14 protein-coding genes are annotated in these 15341 nt (G+C 70.6%); 5 read left to right on the top strand and 9 right to left on the bottom strand.

Annotated features, from left to right (window positions below; genetic code table 11):
* The first annotated feature begins 14 nt into the window (after positions 1-14).
* Positions 15-1037 (top strand): LacI family DNA-binding transcriptional regulator, encoded by a 1023-nt coding sequence (locus tag ACZ6ZD_RS25625; protein WP_465676332.1) that lies wholly within the window; start codon positions 15-17, stop codon positions 1035-1037.
* 1 nt (position 1038) lies between these two features.
* Here the strand turns inward: ACZ6ZD_RS25625 and ACZ6ZD_RS25620 are convergent, their stop codons facing one another.
* The 3 genes from ACZ6ZD_RS25620 to ACZ6ZD_RS25610 form a co-directional block, all read right to left on the bottom strand.
* Positions 1039-3378: a GH92 family glycosyl hydrolase gene (locus ACZ6ZD_RS25620; RefSeq protein ID WP_465676330.1), complete on the bottom strand. Its 2340-nt coding sequence runs from the start codon at positions 3376-3378 to the stop codon at positions 1039-1041.
* Between the two features lie 95 nt (positions 3379-3473).
* Entirely contained in the window at positions 3474-4058 is a 585-nt protein-coding gene (locus ACZ6ZD_RS25615; RefSeq protein WP_465676328.1) for a macro domain-containing protein, read from the bottom strand.
* Between the two features lie 56 nt (positions 4059-4114).
* Entirely contained in the window at positions 4115-6340 is a 2226-nt protein-coding gene (locus ACZ6ZD_RS25610) for an RICIN domain-containing protein (RefSeq protein ID WP_465676326.1), read from the bottom strand.
* Positions 6341-6452: 112 nt separating this feature from the next.
* Between ACZ6ZD_RS25610 and ACZ6ZD_RS25605 the strand changes: the two genes are divergently transcribed.
* From ACZ6ZD_RS25605 to ACZ6ZD_RS25595, 3 genes are all read left to right on the top strand, one after another.
* A complete protein-coding gene (locus tag ACZ6ZD_RS25605; RefSeq protein ID WP_465676324.1) occupies positions 6453-6884 on the top strand; it encodes an RpiB/LacA/LacB family sugar-phosphate isomerase in 432 nt (143 codons plus the stop codon).
* Between the two features lie 80 nt (positions 6885-6964).
* Positions 6965-7876, top strand: a complete 912-nt coding sequence (locus ACZ6ZD_RS25600; protein WP_465676322.1) for a diacylglycerol/lipid kinase family protein — start codon at positions 6965-6967, stop codon at positions 7874-7876.
* A complete protein-coding gene (locus ACZ6ZD_RS25595) occupies positions 7873-8460 on the top strand; it encodes a DinB family protein (protein WP_465676320.1) in 588 nt (195 codons plus the stop codon). Before ACZ6ZD_RS25600 ends, ACZ6ZD_RS25595 begins: the two co-directional genes overlap by 4 nt.
* Here the strand turns inward: ACZ6ZD_RS25595 and ACZ6ZD_RS25590 are convergent.
* The 4 genes from ACZ6ZD_RS25590 to ACZ6ZD_RS25575 are packed head-to-tail and all read right to left on the bottom strand — an operon-like array spanning position 8454 to position 10730.
* On the bottom strand, positions 8454-8795 hold the full coding sequence (locus ACZ6ZD_RS25590; protein WP_465676318.1) for a hypothetical protein: 342 nt from the start codon (positions 8793-8795) through the stop codon (positions 8454-8456). The genes ACZ6ZD_RS25595 and ACZ6ZD_RS25590 overlap by 7 nt on opposite strands.
* On the bottom strand, positions 8782-9075 hold the full coding sequence (locus ACZ6ZD_RS25585) for a hypothetical protein (RefSeq protein WP_465676316.1): 294 nt from the start codon (positions 9073-9075) through the stop codon (positions 8782-8784). The genes ACZ6ZD_RS25590 and ACZ6ZD_RS25585 overlap by 14 nt, the downstream gene beginning before the upstream one ends.
* A gap of 3 nt (positions 9076-9078) precedes the next feature.
* Entirely contained in the window at positions 9079-10308 is a 1230-nt protein-coding gene (locus ACZ6ZD_RS25580) for an NRAMP family divalent metal transporter (RefSeq protein ID WP_465676314.1), read from the bottom strand.
* Positions 10305-10730 (bottom strand): hypothetical protein, encoded by a 426-nt coding sequence (locus tag ACZ6ZD_RS25575; RefSeq protein ID WP_465676312.1) that lies wholly within the window; start codon positions 10728-10730, stop codon positions 10305-10307. Before ACZ6ZD_RS25575 ends, ACZ6ZD_RS25580 begins: the two co-directional genes overlap by 4 nt.
* A gap of 138 nt (positions 10731-10868) precedes the next feature.
* Here ACZ6ZD_RS25575 and ACZ6ZD_RS25570 point away from each other — a divergent pair, with 138 nt between their 5' ends.
* Positions 10869-11792 carry a hypothetical protein gene (locus ACZ6ZD_RS25570; protein WP_465676310.1) on the top strand — a complete coding sequence of 308 codons (924 nt, stop codon included), beginning with the start codon at positions 10869-10871 and terminating at the stop codon, positions 11790-11792.
* A 59-nt stretch (positions 11793-11851) separates the two neighbouring features.
* On the opposite strand, the gene ACZ6ZD_RS25565 is transcribed toward ACZ6ZD_RS25570, so the two are convergent.
* Together ACZ6ZD_RS25565 and ACZ6ZD_RS25560 are read right to left on the bottom strand one after the other, a co-directional pair.
* On the bottom strand, positions 11852-14662 hold the full coding sequence (locus tag ACZ6ZD_RS25565; protein ID WP_465676308.1) for a helix-turn-helix transcriptional regulator: 2811 nt from the start codon (positions 14660-14662) through the stop codon (positions 11852-11854).
* Positions 14659-15315, bottom strand: coding sequence for an MBL fold metallo-hydrolase (locus ACZ6ZD_RS25560; protein ID WP_465676306.1), 657 nt, complete (start codon positions 15313-15315; stop codon positions 14659-14661). Before ACZ6ZD_RS25560 ends, ACZ6ZD_RS25565 begins: the two co-directional genes overlap by 4 nt.
* Between the last annotated feature and the right edge of the window lie 26 nt (positions 15316-15341).

Below are 15341 nucleotides of genomic sequence, written 5' to 3'. Positions count from 1 at the left end.
GCGACCATGTCCGCATGGCCGACACTTCCGACCGCGTCACGATGAGCGAGGTCGCTCTGGCGGCCGGGGTGTCGGTGAGCACGGTCTCGCATGTGGTGAACGGGACGCGGGCGGTCGCGGCGGAGACGCGGGAGCGCGTGCAGCGGGTGATGAGCGCGCTGGGCTACGAGCACCAGCCGACGGCGCGCTCGCTGGCGGCCGGGGCGAACCGGACGATCGGCCTGGCGATCACGGTGGCCAACAATCCGTACTGGGTGGATCTCATCCAAGGCATCGACGGGGAGGCGACGCGGGCCGGGCTGAACCTGGTCATCGTCGACACCCGGGACGACGCCCGGTACGAGACGTCGTCGGTGGCGAACCTGCTCGCGCACCGGCTCGAAGGCCTCATCATCTCGCCCGCGGCCGACTGGCGCGGGACGACGCTGCCGCTGCTCCGCGATCAGGGGCTGCCGTTCGTGATGGTGGACCGGATCGACCCGGCGCTGCACGTCGACCAGGTCGGCGTCGAGAACGAGGCCGCGACGATCGCCGTCATCGACCACCTGATCCGGCACGGGCATCGCCGGATCGGGATGCTGACCGGCATCCCTGGGCTGTCCACGAGCGCCGAGCGGCTGCGCGGGTACCACCTGGCGCACGAGCGCGCGGGGCTGCGCGTCGATCCGGATCTGGTCCGGGTCGGCGACTCGTCCAGTCCGGGCGGACGGCGGGCGACCGGTGAGTTGCTGCAGCTCGACCGGCCGCCGACGGCGATGTTCACCGGCAACAGCGGGATGACGATCGGTGCGCTGGCCGCGTTACATGCCGCGGGCGTCGGCGTACCGGACGACATGGCGCTCGTTGCCTTCGACGACTTTCCGTGGGCGGACCTGTTCAGCCCGGCGCTGACCACGATCGCCCAGCCGTCGGCGGCCATCGGGGCCCGCGCCGTCCAGCTGCTGGTCCGCCGGATGCAGGACCCCGACGCGCCGGCGCAGACGATGCGCCTGCCCGTCGAGATCATGCACCGCGAGTCCTGCGGCTGCGTCCGTTAGGTCAACGCGGGGTTCCCCAGCTGGTCGGGGCATCGGTCATGCGGGCGACGATCCGGCCGCCGCGGTTGACGAACGACTCCGGCAGCCAGGGCTCGGCTTGCGACCGGCCGTTGAGTGACAGAGCTTCGACGTACTGGTTGGCATCCGAGGTCGCAGGCGCCTCGATGATCAGCCGGACACCGTTGCTGCGCCGCAGCTCGACCTTGGGGAACAGCGGGCTGCCGACGAGGAGCTCGGCGCGGCCGGGGGTCTGCGGGAAGAGGCCGATCGCGGCGAAGACGTACCAGGCCGACAGCGTGCCGAGGTCGTCGTTACCGGGCAGACCGGCCGGGCCGGTGCCGTAGACGGTGTCGACGATCTCGCGGGTGGTCGCCTGGGTCTTCGATGGGACGCCGAGGCCGTTGTAGAGCCAGGGCGCGTGCAACCCGGGCTCGTTGGTCGGGTCGTACCGCACCGCGCTGCCGCCCTTGACGGCCCAGTTGCCGTTCTCGTCGTGGAAGAACGCGTCGAGCCGGCTGACGGCCTGGCCGTTCATCGCCTGCGCGAGACCGTCGACGTCCTGCGGGACCATCCAGGTGTACGTCGCGCTGGAGCCCTGCGCGAAACCGGTCTGTGTGGACGGCGTGAAACCGGGCTCCCAGGTGCCGTCGGCTTTGCGGGCCCGCTGGTAGCCGACGGCCGGGTCGAAGGTGTTCTTCCACCAGCTGCCGCGGTCCTTCAGATCGCGGACGTCGGCGCCGAGGCGCTGCCCCCACTGCGCCAGCGAGTAGTCGGCCAGCGCGTTCTCCAGGGTCTCGGCCGCGCCGCCCCAACAGTGACAGGCGTCCTGTGGCGCGTACTGCTTGGCGAGGTAGGTGTTCAGCGCCGGTCGTTGCCCGGTGCATTGCCCTGGGCAACCACCGTCGTTCTCGGCGTCCGGGTTCTGGACGCGGGCCTGCCGGACGAGTGACGCGAACGCGCCGCGGGTGTCGAAGTTCCGCACGCCCAGCGCGGCGAACGTCGCCAGCGTCGGCGCGGCCGGGTCGCCGGTCATCACGTGCGTCGGGCCGTTGTTGTGCAGCCAGCGGTCCCAGATGCCCTTGTTCTGCTGGGCGAAGTGGTACATGGATTGGGCGAAGTCGCCCGCGACGTCCGGTCGCAGCACGGCGAGCAGCTGGATGTGCGCGCGGTACTGGTCCCAGCCGGAAAACGTGCCGTACTGCGCCTTCTGGCCTCGTGCCAGCCGGTGGATCTTCAGGTCCGAGCCGAGGTAGCGGCCGTCGATGTCGTTGAAGACGTTCGGCTGCAGCAGCACGTGGTAGAGCGCGGTGTAGAACGTCGTCCGCTGCGCCTCGGTGCCGCCGGTGATCGCGACCGAGCGCAACTCACGACGCCAAGCGGCGTACCCCTCGGCAGCGACCTGGTCGACGGTCGCCCGCGGAGGCAGCTCGGCGCGCAGGTTCAGCTCGGCGCCGGCCAGGCTGACGTAGGAGATGCCGAGCCGCATCCGCACCTTGGCGCCGGGCGCGAACGTCACGTACCCACCCGACCCGCGCCCCGCCCGGTCCGCCCCGGTCGCGTAGCCCTCTCCCCCGGTCGCCCGGGTGCTCCCGGCCGCCAGCTCGCCGTCCTTCCAGGTGCCGTTGGCAACGATCGGCTGATCGAACGACGCGGTGAAGTGCAGCCGGTAATACGTCTTCCGGTTGTTCACGCCGCCGTTGGCCCGCCGTCCGCAGAACGCCCCCGTCAGCACCGATCCGGTCACCTTCCGGCGCCGCGGGTCGATCGTCACCTCGGCGTCCTCGCTGCCGTTGAGCGAGTTCGACGTCCGGAACAACAGGTTCGCCGCCTGCCCGGCCGGGAACGTGAACTCCCCCAGCCCCGCCCGCGTCGTCACGGAGAGATCCGACTTCACTCCCGAGTCCAGCGTCACCGTGTACCGGCCCGGAACGGCCTTCTCGTTCGCATGACTGAAGTTCGACGCGTACTTCGCATCCTTCGTGTCAGCCGTCGGCGACGAATCGACCGCCCCGACGTACGGCAGGATCGGGATGTCCCCGGCCGCACCCGGATTACACCCGGCCCCACTCAAGTGCGTCAGGCTGAACCCCCGCACCCGAGTCAGGTCGTACTGATACCCGTTGGCAGCCCCCGTACTGGTCTGGTCCCCACGCGTACTCGTCGGACTCCACGAGATCATCCCGAACGGCCGCACCGCCCCCGGCCACGTCGTCCCGTCCCGCAACGACCCGATCAACGGATCAACATGAGCCGCCGGATCCCGCACCACCCCCGGCGCCGCCGTCGCCGGCCCCACCGGCACCACCAAAGCCAGCACCAGACCAGCAGCAACAAAACGCATCGGAGCGACCCCTTCAGCCCGAACACCAAGTCGCAGCCAACCTAAACGCCCACCCCCAACCCCCGATGACCTTTGCGCAAATCTTCGCCACCTACTCACTGCAAGAGTTGTTCACGATGGGAGATCCGTGTGGTCGCGGGGAGGCGCCACATGGTGTAGGCAGCGGCCATCAGGTGCGCGGCTCGGCGCGGGGCGACTCGGCCGTACCCGGTGCCGAATCCCGGCGCCGCGAAACTGCCGACTGCGTCACCGAGGCGGCCGACTGCCAGGAGAGCAGCCCAGAACGCGTCATGGACGGCAATCTCCAGACCGCCCGCGAGTGGCATCGGCACCCGCATTGTCGGTGCGTAGACGAGCCAGCGGCAGCGCTCATCGCCGGTTGGGACGACAATGGCATTACCCACCGGCTGGTAGCCGTGATGCTCGTCGCCGAGCGTAGCCCACACCGTGCGCTGGAGACTCGGCCAATGACTCGAGAGCGCACGATCGACACCGCCGTCCATCTGGCCGTAGCTGTTACCTGCCGTCAGCACCGCGTCCACCTCAGGTAGGACGTCGAGCAACGAGCCGTGCCGCACCTCGACGGCGCCGTCCTCGATCTGTTCGGCGAAGACGTCGGCCCAGGCAGCGACGAGGTCTGCGTCCAGGTCGACGAGGACGAGCTTTTGGTCACCGGTCATGGGGCGACGGTACGACACCTGCGGCGCCCCGGGTGGGGCGCCGCAGGATCAGGTGGTTAGGGGAAGTTGACCCATTGGGCTTTGTTGGTGGTGGAGTTGGAGGGGCCGCCGGTGTTGTTGATGACGTGGGCGATGGTGCCGCGGCCGCCGAGGGAGATGGTGACCATGTTGTGGAACTTGACGTTGGGTTTGACGGGGGTCTCGATGGCTCGTTCGCCGACTATGGAGGCGTCGGAGGTGAAGACGCAGTAGGAGCCGAGGCCCCAGGCTTCGTGGGTGTTGACGTGGTCGGCGACCTTGTAGGCGGCGTAGCCGCGGGTGGAGCCGTTCATCCAGGCGGCCTGGTTGGGCGGGTCGTAGGGCATTTCGTTCTGGTAGAAGTAGGTGCGGCCGCGTTCGCCGTTCCAGATGGTCTGGTACTTCTGGTAGTGCTCGACGAACAGGCCGTACGCCGTGATGTCGTCGCCGTTGACCACGAGGCCGGTGTCGGCGGTGTTGGTGTTCCAGCCGACGCCGAACGAGTGGTCGCCGCGCCACAGCCAGGTGTGGTCGAGGATGACGTCGTCGCTGTTGATGCGCAGGGTCTCGGTCGCCTTGCCGACGGCGGAGCCGCCGATGCGGTAGTAGATGTCGTGCAGCGAGGTGGGGTTGGCGCTGTGGTCGGCCGAGGAGTTGGCCGGGCCGAGCTCCATCAGCAGCGGCGAGTTGGTCGGGGCCGCGTCGATGAGCAGACCGGCCAGTTTGACGCCGTCCACATCGGCGACCGAGATCGCGGTGGTGCCGTTGGTCGGCATGATCGTGGCCAGGCCGAGCCCGAGGACGACGGTGTTGGCGCGGTTGATCCGGAGCGAGTCGCTGAGCTTGTAGACGCCCGGCGTGAACAGCAGGTCCTTACCGGCGGCCAGCTCGGCGTTCAGCGTCGCGGCGGTGACGCCGGGTTTGGCGATGTAGAACTGCTCGATCGGCAGCGACTGACCGGCGGGGTTGCCGTTGGCCCAGCCGGGGCCGGCCGAGTTCGACTTCAGCGCCGGGACGAAGACCTTGTAGGCGCCCGCGGCGTCGATGTACAGGTACGGCTTCTCGCGGATGATCGGCGTCTGCGCGACCTTCGTGTACGGCGGCTCGGGGAAGTTACCGGCCGGCGCGTTCTCGGCGCCGACGAAGACCATGTTCCAGTTCTGGCCGGTCCAGCTGCCCCAGCGGGTGTTCCGCGACAGCCACTGCTGCTGGCTGCCCGACCGGACCTGGCCGTCGACGATCGTGTCGGCCATGAAGCCGCCGCTCGACCAGCCGCCGTCGTCCAGCGCGAGGTTGCCCTTCAGGTGCATCCGCCGGTACGCCGACGCCTGGCTGACGGCCCACCGGTCCAGCCCACCAGGCGGCGTCACGGTGAGACCCTCGGCGCCGCGCCAGAAGTTGTGCGTCGCGTTCTGCGGCGGGAACCAGTCGGCCTCGACGTGGACGGCGCCGTTGATGTTCACGCTGCCCGGCGTCAGGCCCAGACCGGCGACCTGGGTGAAGAAGCCGACGTTCGCGCTGACGTTGTAGGTGCCGGGCTTGAACAGCAGGGCGTACCGCTGCTCGCCGTACTGGTTCTCCTCCTGCTGGTTGAAGACCTGGTCCAGGCGCGACTGGATCTGGCTGGCCGGCATCGACGGGTCGAAGACGGAGACGTTCGGGCCGAGGTCCGGCGTACCGGGCGGGTTCGGCGGTCCATCCACGGAGGTCACCTTGAAGGATTGGGCGGCGCTGCCGTTGCACGCGTACTGCACGAGCTGGACGTTGTCCGCGGTGTTGGCGGCCGGGACGTCGAGGCACTTGCCGCTGTGCCGGCTGACGAAATGGTAGTTGCCGTCGGCCTCCTCGACCGGCAGCCACTGCTGGTTGTTACCGCCGCCGTAGGCCCACAGGTGCAGCAGCGCGTTGTCGGCGTTCGACACGTTCGAGACGTCGACGACCTGCGCCGGGTTCGTCCGCACGTTGATGCGCACGTAGCCGCCGCTGGTCGGCTGGAACTGCCACTGCTGGGCGGTCGACGTGTTGCAGGCGAACTGCTGGACGGCGGTGCCGTTCGCCGTCCCCGCGTTGCGGGTGTCGAGGCACTTGCCGCTGTGCTTGGCGGTGACGGTGTTCCACGCGGTCGGCGAGATCGCGGCGACCGCCGGGGACGTCGTGACGACGGTCAGGCCACCGGCGACGACACCGGCCAGCGCGGTCGCGATCACGGCGATCCGGCGCCGGCGCACACGCGGCGGCGGACGGAGTGGGGCGACTCCGGACATGGGGTTCTCCTCGTTCCTGGGCGGCGAATGTGCTCAGGAAAGCGGATTCCCACACTTAATTCAAGATCTGACCGAAGTCTCGCGCAGTTCCGTAACCAGCTAGGGTCGGCTCATGCGGATCGCGGTGTCGTCGGATATGGACCAGCCCGTCGCCCGGGCCCTGGTGGCCGAGCTGGGCAAACGCGGTCACGAGGTGACGGCGTACGGCGCGCTCCGCGACGGCGACGACCCGCAGTGGGCCGTCTGCTCGGAGACGGCCGCGCGCGAGCTCGCCGAGGGCCGCGCCGACCAGGCCGTCGTCTGCTGCTGGACCGGCACCGGCGCGTCGATCGCCGCCAACAAGGTGCCCGGCGTCCGCGCCGCGCTCTGCACCGACGCCTACACCGCCGAGGGCGCCCGGCGCTGGAACGACGCGAACGTCCTCGCCCTCAGCCTCCGCCTCACCTCCGAACCCCTCCTCGAAGAGATCCTCGACGCCTGGTTCGCCACCGCCCCCAGCCAGGACGCCGAAGACCGCGCCAACATCGACCGCGTCACCCGCTGACGGCAGGGCGTAGTCTGCGGGCGTCCTGGGGTTCAGCTCGGCTGGGCGGGGGATGATCGGGCAGTCGAGGAGAGGGCGTTATGGGTTCGAAGCGGGTGGCCGTGGTCGTCAATCCGGTCAAGGTGGGGGACGTCGAGCAGTTGCGGTCGGCGGTGACGGCGGCGGTCGAGGAGCGGGGGTACGCCGAGCCGATCTGGATGGAGACCACCGTCGACGACCCCGGGCAAGGGATGGCCCGGCGGGCGGTCGACGAGGAGGTCGACCTGGTGATCGTCGCGGGTGGCGACGGGACGGTGCGGGTGGTCTGCGTCGAGCTGGCGAATACCGGCATCCCGCTCGTGATCTTGCCGGCCGGCACCGGCAACCTGCTCGCCCGCAACCTCGGCATCCCGCTGACGGTCGACCTCGCGCTGACCCAGCTGCTGGACGGCGCCGACCGGACGATCGATCTCGCGGACGTCGAAGGCGACGACCTGCCCGCCGACCGGTTCACCGTGATGGCCGGTCTCGGCCTGGACGCCGCGATCATCGAGGATGCCCCGGACCCGGTGAAGAAGCGGATCGGGTGGGCGGCGTACGCGGTCGCCCTGGCCCGCAACCTGAACCAGTCCGCGGTCAAGGTGACCGTCACCGTCGACGACCGCAAACCCTTCGTCCGGCACGCCCGGACCGTCGTGATCGGCAACGTCGGCACCCTGACCGCCGATATCGCCCTGATCCCGGACGCGCGCCCCGACGACGGCCTGATCGACGTCGTCGTCCTCAGTCCCAACCGGCTGTCGCACTGGCCGCGCGTCGTCTGGCGGATCCTGAGCCGCAGCGACGTCCGCGACCCGCACATCCACCGCCGCGCCGGCCGCCGGATCGTCGTCACCGCCGCCGAGCCCATGCGCCGCCAGCTCGACGGCGACCCCACCACCCCCGGCCGCACCCTCACCGCCACCGTCGCCCCCGACGCCCTCATCGTCCGCTCCCCCGCGGCCGCCGAATGATCGACGACTTCGCCAAGGACTACCTGCACAACGCCCTCCGCTCGGTCCGCGAGTCCCTCCTGTTCAAACTCGACGGCCTGCCCGAGTACGACGTCCGCCGCCCAATGACCCGTACCGGCACCAACCTGCTCGGCCTGGTCAAACACCTCGGCCACAGCGAGGCCCGCTACCTCGGCGAGGTCTTCGACCGTCCGTACGCCGGATCGATCCCGGACTTCTTCGCGCCTGACTACGTCAGCTACGACCATCTGTGGGTGCCGGCCACGGAGACGCGTGCCGAGGTGCTGGCGGAGTACCAACGAGCGTGCACCCACGCAGACGCGACGATCGCGGCGCTGCCGATCGACGCACCCGGCCACGTGCCGTGGTGGCCGCGACCGGACATCAAGCTGTTCAACGCGCTCGTCCACGTGCTCACCGAAACCAACCGGCACGCCGGGCATGCGGACATCCTGCGCGAGGAGCTCGACGGCACCCTCGGCGCCTGGCCGAACGCGGCATCCGGACCGAGCGAAGCGGAATGGGCTGCGCATCGATCCCGGGTGGAACAGGCGGCGCGCGACGCCGTCAAGCCTGGTCAGTAGCGGGCGAGCTCCTCCAACGGCTGCAACTCGTTCCGGCCGCGTTCGGTCGTCACCACTCCGTCGGCGATCGCCGCCACGTCGTGCCATGGCAGGTACCAGACTTCGCCGAGGCGGGCGTGGACGAGGCGGCGCAACAGCGCCGGGCCGACGTGGCGTTCGTAGCCGAAGAGGCGGGTGTGGCGGTGTTCGACGACGATGAGCCCGTCGACGCGCAAAGCGCGGTGGCTCGCCGCGAGCAGCGGGCCGTCTTGAACCAAGCGGACGTCGGCGACGCCACCGATCGCGACACGCGACGAGTCCACCACCCGGTGCCCCAACAGCTCATTCAGCCGCATGACCGGCTCCCGGGATCTTGTCGATGACGGCGCGTTCGACGCGGTCGTCGTACCGGTCCAGGTCGAGGCCGTCGGCAACGATGGTGACGGCGGTGCCGAGGTCGGCGATCCGGCGGGCGGAGATCTCCCGGCGGGCCGAGATCAGCGCGGTGACGACCGGCGGATCGGCGTCCAGGTCGAGGACGACGTCGTCCACCTTGCCGGCCAGGTGGCCGTCGGACTGGTCGATCAGCTGGCGGTCGAGCAGGTGCAGCTGGGCGTGCAGGACGCGTCCGGTCATGGGTCATTGCCCCGCTTTCGTGAGGATCATCAACGGGATGGCGGCCAGCGATGCGACCACCAGCAGGCCGAGGTAGAACAGGCCGAACGCGTTCCGCAGCGGGCCGTTGGTGTTCGCGCCGACGTAGTCCGGATCGTTGGCGATGATCAGGATCGGCAAGTAGGTCAGCGGGAGCGCCATCGCGGCGAACACGACCGAGTACTCCGTCACCTTGACCGGATCGACCGCTGTCACCAGCGTGAGCATCGCCAGTACCAGACAGATGATGATGACGACGTGGAACCGCGACGCCTCCCGCGGCCGGACGAACTTCCCCCACTGCCAGCCCCGGTACTGCGCGATCGTGTACCCGCACGACAACGCCGTCTCCAGCGCCGCGCCGAAGGTCGCCGCGAACACCCCGATCAGCACGACGGCCAACCCAAGCTTGCCTAAGGCAACGGCCACCGGCAGCGTCACCTGCCCCAGCGTGCCGACCTGGATCCCGGCCGGCAGGAACAGCACCGCCGCGCACCCCATGATCGACAGCGACAGCAATCCGCCCAACGGGAAGCCGACGAACACGTTCGTCCGCGCGGTGACCAGATCCCGCCGCGTCCACTTCTCCTCCACTCCCCCGGACGTGAAGAAGAAGACCTCGTACGGCGTCATCGCCGCGCCGAACAGCGCGATCCCGTAGTACGCGTACGTCGCCCAGTTCTCGGAGCCGATCGGATGCGGGGACGTCGCCTGGCTCAGCAAGTCGCCCCAGTCCGGCCCGAGCTTGAACAGCGCGACCGCGAAGATGACCAGCAGCAACCCCATCAACCCGAAGACCTGCTCCAGCCGGGAGAACTTGACCCGCCAGATCACCAGCCAGACCGCGAACGCCGCGAGCGGCATCCAGAGCAGGTAATGCACGCCACTCGCCAGCTCGAAGGCGAGCGCGACGCCGCCGATCTCCGCGATCAGCGTCAGCAGCGTGACCAGGAACGACGCCACCAGCGTGACCAGCCCGGTCCGCCGTCCGAGCCGCTCACGGATCAGGTCGAACACCGGCCGCCCGGAGATCGCGACGACCCGGCCGGACATCTCGGCGTACAGGCAGATCCCGATCACCCCGACCACCACGACCCACGCCATGTGCATCCCGAACCGGGCGCCGACCAGCGCGTTCGTGACCAGGTCCCCGATATCGACGAACCCGCCGATCGCGGTCAGGATCCCCAGAGTGACGGCGAGGAGCTTCTTCACAACTCCCCGATCCGCCGCAACTGCTCGGCCGAGTCCCGCAGGACGGCGAGCTGACGCCCGGCGCCGGCCAGATCGTCGTTACCGAGCGCGATCCGCACCGAGGTGACAGCCCGCGTCGCGTCGTCCAAGACCTTGGTGACCTGGTCGTACAGCCGCTGCGCCGCGTCGGACGCCGGCTGCTGCGCCGCGAACGAACTGGCCGCCTGCTCGACCCCCTTCTCGGCCTCCCCGACCAGCTGCCCCGCGGGCTGCGCCCACAAGCGCCCCGCCTGGAACTGCTCTACGGCGACCCGCGCCGTCCCGACCTCGGACGCCGCCTCCCGCCCGGCCTGCGCGGCAGCGTCCCGGAGCTTCTGCTCGGGAGTCGCACATCCGGTCGCCAGGAGCGCCGCCACCAGCAGCAAGCCCGTCCATCGCAGCACCGGCCCCCAGTACCCACCCCCAGCAACCCCCACCCCTAGGAGATGAGGGATCGACCCTCATGCCTGGGGGGTGCCTCCCACGGGAGATTGGTGGCAGAGGGAAACACACCGAACACCGAGAACCTGGGGGTAACCGAAATGAAGCGTCAAGGGATCGCCGTACTGGCCGGGGTGGCAACTGTCGTCGCCGGGACCGTCCTGCCGGCTGTGAGCGCCACCGCGGCGGAGCTGCCGCTGCAGGTGCCGTGCAGCGAGCAGAAGGACGTGACCGGGCCGCAGTTCGCGGTCAAGCTGTGCGACGTGACCGACGCGGACCAGTTCCGCACGCATCTGGCCAAGGAAGGCAGCGTGCACTGCGGTCCGACTTCGCTGTTCAACGCGATGTACTACCTCGGCGAGCACAAGGGCCTGCCGATGCGGGTGACGCCGAACGGTCAGCTGATGACCGAGTACGACCCGCACGACCCGGCGGACTACGACGAGACCACGGCGTGGCTCGGCTGGCTCGGCCACAAGGCCGGGATGGGCGCGAACCCGAGCGGCTCCAGCGCGAGCGGCAACCGCGCCGCCTTCGACGCGGCGACCGAGGGCGCCAAGGCCAGCGGCTGGACGGTCAACCGCGGCGGGACGAGCTCCGACAGCGTCCCGGAGTTCGGGCTCGAGATCGCGAAGCGGCTGCGGCAGGCGCCGGTCCAGCTCTGGTACGGCCGGTACGTCCTGAACGCCGACAACACCCACACCCGCACCGGCGGGCACGCGGTCACCGTCGTCGCGGCCAAGGGTGATGTGGCCTCGGGCAAGGTCGAGCTGACCCTGCACGACCCGGCCCGCTCGGACGACCACAAGAGCCCCGGCTACAAGGACACGCAGTCCCAGATCCGCGACGAGAAGGTGACGCTGTACCGGGTCGCGATCCGGACCAAGTCGGTCGACGAGGAGACCGGCGTCGAGACGATCAAGCAGCACACCTACTGGCGCCTGTTCGGCGAGAACTACACCGGCACGACCCTGCAGTACGTCGAGGCCTTCAACTGGTTCGAGACCGCGCCGCCGGTCGGCTGATCGACGCGCAGCACCTGAGTACGAGCGGCCCTTGGAGGGAGGGGGCCGCTCGTACTGCGTTATGCGAGGGCTTTACCGAGCTCGCGACGGCCGGTGATACCGAGCTTGACGTAGATCCGGCCGAGGTGGTTCTCCACCGTCTTCGGCGAGACGAACAGCTCCTGCGCGATGTCGCGGTTGCTGCGCCCGGTGACGGCCAGCCCGGCCACCCGGCGCTCGCTGGCCGTCAGCGAATCCTGGCCCGGGGCAACCAGCGCCCGCGGCCGATCCCCCAGCGCCTGCAGGACTTCGACGACCCGCGACCGCAGGACGACGGCCCCGCACGCGGCCGCCAGCTCGCCGCCGCGCAACAGCGTCTCCCGGGCATCCGACCGCCGACCGACCACCCGATACGCCTCGCCGAGGTCGACCAGCGCGCGGGCCAGCTCCAGCCGGGCCGGCGACCGTTCGAGGACGGCGACCGCTTCGGACAACGTCTCCACCCGCCGAGCCCCTTGGCCGACGTCGACCTTCGCACTCAGCCGCAGCGCCGCCCCGAGATCGGTCGGTGCACCCCAGCGGCGCGCGAGATCCAGCTGGTCCGAGGCCAGCGCCCGCGCCGCGGCCTCGTCCCCCAGCCGCAGCTGCGCGAGGGCGGCCGGCGTCCGCCACGGGACGGCGGGCGGATCCAGATCGGCGGCGACCATCTCGTCGCGCAGCCGGTTCGCGTGCTCGAGGGCCGCGGCCGGGTCGTCCTGCTCCAGCGCGATCCGCGCCCGGGTCGCCTGCAGCCACATCGCGGCGATCACCCGCGGCGCGTTCCGCGCGTACTCGTCGAAGTCCGCAATCATCGTCTGCGCTCCGGCCAGATCGCCGCGCTCGACCGCCGCGTACGCCGCGAACGTCACCGCCGTCGCCCGGATCGCCACCACCTGCGGCGTCAGGTCCTCCGGGGCCAGAGCCGCCAGGACGCCGTCCGCGTCGGCCTCGACCGCCGGCAGGTCACCGCAGCGCCAGGCCAGGAAGTCCGACACGTTGGCCACCATCGCGAACTCGATCGGCGAGCCGTTGCGGCGAACCCAGTCCTGCGCGCCGGCGATCTCCTCCCGCGCCGGATCGACGCCGTCGGCCGCGATCAGCGACATCATCGCCAGCAGCCAGCCGACCAACGGGTCCGCCTGGCCGACCGAGTCCCGCAGCAGCGCGCCGTGCCGCAGCCCACGCTCCGCGGTCCGCCGGACGTCGGCCGCCGGGGTCACCTCGTAGCGACCGCATTGGGCGAGCAACGCGAGCAGGATCCGCTCGTCGGGCGTCTCCCCCGGCAGGCTCGCGAACCCGCGCAGATGCTGGGACGCCTTGCGGCGCTCGGTGGGGAGATAGGAGCGGACGATGCCGAGGCGCGCATCGAGTGCCAGCCGGGCCGGCTCGGCGCCCTGCCAGGTGTCGAGGGCATCCATCAGCTCGCCGACCGCAGCGACCGGCCCGTCGAGCGCGGCCGTCGCGGTCGCCGCCGTACCGAGCAGCTCGGCCCGGTCCCGCCCGGTGCTGCCATCGGCAGCTGCCAGCAGATACCGCCGCGCGGATGCCGGATCGCCGTCCCGCAGCAGCAACTTACCCAGGAGCCCTTGTAGCGCAGCGTTTCCGGGCTCGGCTTCGAGCGCACGGGTCAGGTAGTCGACAGCTTTTCGGACGTCGCCCGCGGTCGCGCACATGGTCGCGGCCGCGCCGAAGATCGTGACGGCCTCGTCGAGTGTCCCGGCCGGCGCTTGGATCAGATGCGCGGCGATCCGGTCGGCGGGTGCGCGCGACGTCCACAGTGCCTGCGCGGCGCGCCCGTGCAGCGCGGCCTGCTCCAGCGGCCCGAGCGTCGCGCTGACCGAGTCGCGAATGACCGGATGCAGGAAGGTCAGCTGCGCCGACTCGACCGTCAGCACATGGGCGGCCACGAGCTCGTCCACGGCCGGGGCCAGCGCCGACTCGTCGAGCTGCGCAACGGAACCGGCGGCCCAGATATCGGCTCGCGCGCCCAGGACGGCGACGGTCTGCGCGAGGGCCAGCGCGATCGGCGACAACCGGGACAGCAACGTCCGGCTGACCGCGCTCGCACCCAGCCCGCGCACGGTCTCGGCCGTTGCCGGATCGCTCGGCTTCCGATCGAGCACAGTCAGCTCATCAAGTAACGACTCCGCCAGGAACGGGTTGCCGCCGCTCGCGGCCAGCACCGCATCAACCACCTGATCCGACGGGGCCGCGCTGCGCTCCGCGATCAGTACGGCGATGCCGTCGCGGCTCAGCGGCCGGGGCAGCAACCGTTCGACGTGCCGGGCCACGGTCAGCTCGGCCAGTGGACCGATCCGATCCGGTGGCGGGCGGGTCGCGATGACGAGCGCGATCGGCAGATCCGCGACCCGCTTGGACAGGTACGACAGGAACCGCAGCGACGGCGGATCGGACCACTGCGCGTCGTCGATGCTGATCAGCAGCGGCCGCGGTGCGGCGAGGTCGACCGCGACCCACCACAGCGCGTGCATGGTCCGCGCGACCTCGGCGTCCCCGGCGTCCGGCGCGGCCTTGTCGAGGGCCTCCAGCGCGCGACCGGCCGGCCCGGCGAGGATGGCGGCGCGTGTGTCCCCGGCGTACCGGGAGATCGACCGCTCGATCAGCTGCCGGACGACGCCCCACGCGAGCGCGCTCTCCAGCTCGTCGCCGATCGCCTGCATCCGGACGAAGCCGCGGTCCTTGGCCATCGCGCGGGCCTCGGCGACCAGCCGGGACTTGCCGATCCCGGCCTCGCCCTCGATCACCACGACCCGGCCGTCACCGCCGCGGGCCGCGTCCAGGGCAGCGGCGAGCCGGCCGAGTTCGTCCGGCCGCTCGAGCGTGCCGCTCATTCAGCCCCGGCCGCGGTGGGCAGCGCGGCGGCGACCCGGGCCAGGTGGTCCGGATCGCGCAGCGGCTTGCCGTGCCCGAACAGCACCAGCGCCGGACGCAGCGCGGCCAGCCGGCGCATCGCCTGATGGTTGCGCGCGACATCGAAGGTCAGGAAGTTCCAGGGCGCCGACACCTTCGGCAGCCGGAAGAAGACGTCACCGCAGAGCAGCGTCCGGTCGGACTCGCGCCACAGCGCGATATGCCCGGGCGAGTGCCCCGGGACGTCCAGGACGACGAAGCTGCCGACCTGATCGCCTTCGACGAGCCGCCGCGACACCGGGTGCGGCGGCGGCATCTTGCCCTTGGCGAGCAGCCCGGGCAGCCAGCCCGCCGCGGGCACCGGCGTCGCGGTCTCGATCGCTGCGGCATCGTCCGCGCCCGCCCACAGCGGGATGCCGAACTCCTCGCAGACGACATGGCTGGACCCGAAGTGATCCGGATGCGCATGGGTCACCACATGCGCGGCCACCTCCCGGCCGCGCAACTGGGCCACGATCCGCCGTCCAGCCGCAGGCGTCCCCGCATCCACCAGAACGTCGTCAACGAGATACGCGTTCATGAAATGCGGCGGCCGGCCCAGTAGCTGGAACACCCCCTCCGCAAGCTGCCGCACGAACGGATCTTATCCACAACCGCGGC

Source organism: Kribbella sp. NPDC104218 (genome assembly GCF_055584105.1).
Note: the sequence above shows the minus strand (reverse complement) of the source record. Positions and strands in the feature narration are given on the sequence as shown.

Excerpts from the sequence above, each read along its gene's own strand:
- ACZ6ZD_RS25625 (WP_465676332.1), top strand. The coding sequence starts at position 15 with ATGGCCGACACTTCCGACCGCGTCACGATGAGCGAGGTCGCTCTGGCG.
- ACZ6ZD_RS25620 (WP_465676330.1), bottom strand. The coding sequence starts at position 3,378 with ATGCGTTTTGTTGCTGCTGGTCTGGTGCTGGCTTTGGTGGTGCCGGTG.
- ACZ6ZD_RS25615 (WP_465676328.1), bottom strand. The coding sequence starts at position 4,058 with ATGACCGGTGACCAAAAGCTCGTCCTCGTCGACCTGGACGCAGACCTC.
- ACZ6ZD_RS25610 (WP_465676326.1), bottom strand. The coding sequence starts at position 6,340 with ATGTCCGGAGTCGCCCCACTCCGTCCGCCGCCGCGTGTGCGCCGGCGC.
- ACZ6ZD_RS25605 (WP_465676324.1), top strand. The coding sequence starts at position 6,453 with ATGCGGATCGCGGTGTCGTCGGATATGGACCAGCCCGTCGCCCGGGCC.
- ACZ6ZD_RS25600 (WP_465676322.1), top strand. The coding sequence starts at position 6,965 with ATGGGTTCGAAGCGGGTGGCCGTGGTCGTCAATCCGGTCAAGGTGGGG.
- ACZ6ZD_RS25595 (WP_465676320.1), top strand. The coding sequence starts at position 7,873 with ATGATCGACGACTTCGCCAAGGACTACCTGCACAACGCCCTCCGCTCG.
- ACZ6ZD_RS25590 (WP_465676318.1), bottom strand. The coding sequence starts at position 8,795 with ATGCGGCTGAATGAGCTGTTGGGGCACCGGGTGGTGGACTCGTCGCGT.
- ACZ6ZD_RS25585 (WP_465676316.1), bottom strand. The coding sequence starts at position 9,075 with ATGACCGGACGCGTCCTGCACGCCCAGCTGCACCTGCTCGACCGCCAG.
- ACZ6ZD_RS25570 (WP_465676310.1), top strand. The coding sequence starts at position 10,869 with ATGAAGCGTCAAGGGATCGCCGTACTGGCCGGGGTGGCAACTGTCGTC.
- ACZ6ZD_RS25565 (WP_465676308.1), bottom strand. The coding sequence starts at position 14,662 with ATGAGCGGCACGCTCGAGCGGCCGGACGAACTCGGCCGGCTCGCCGCT.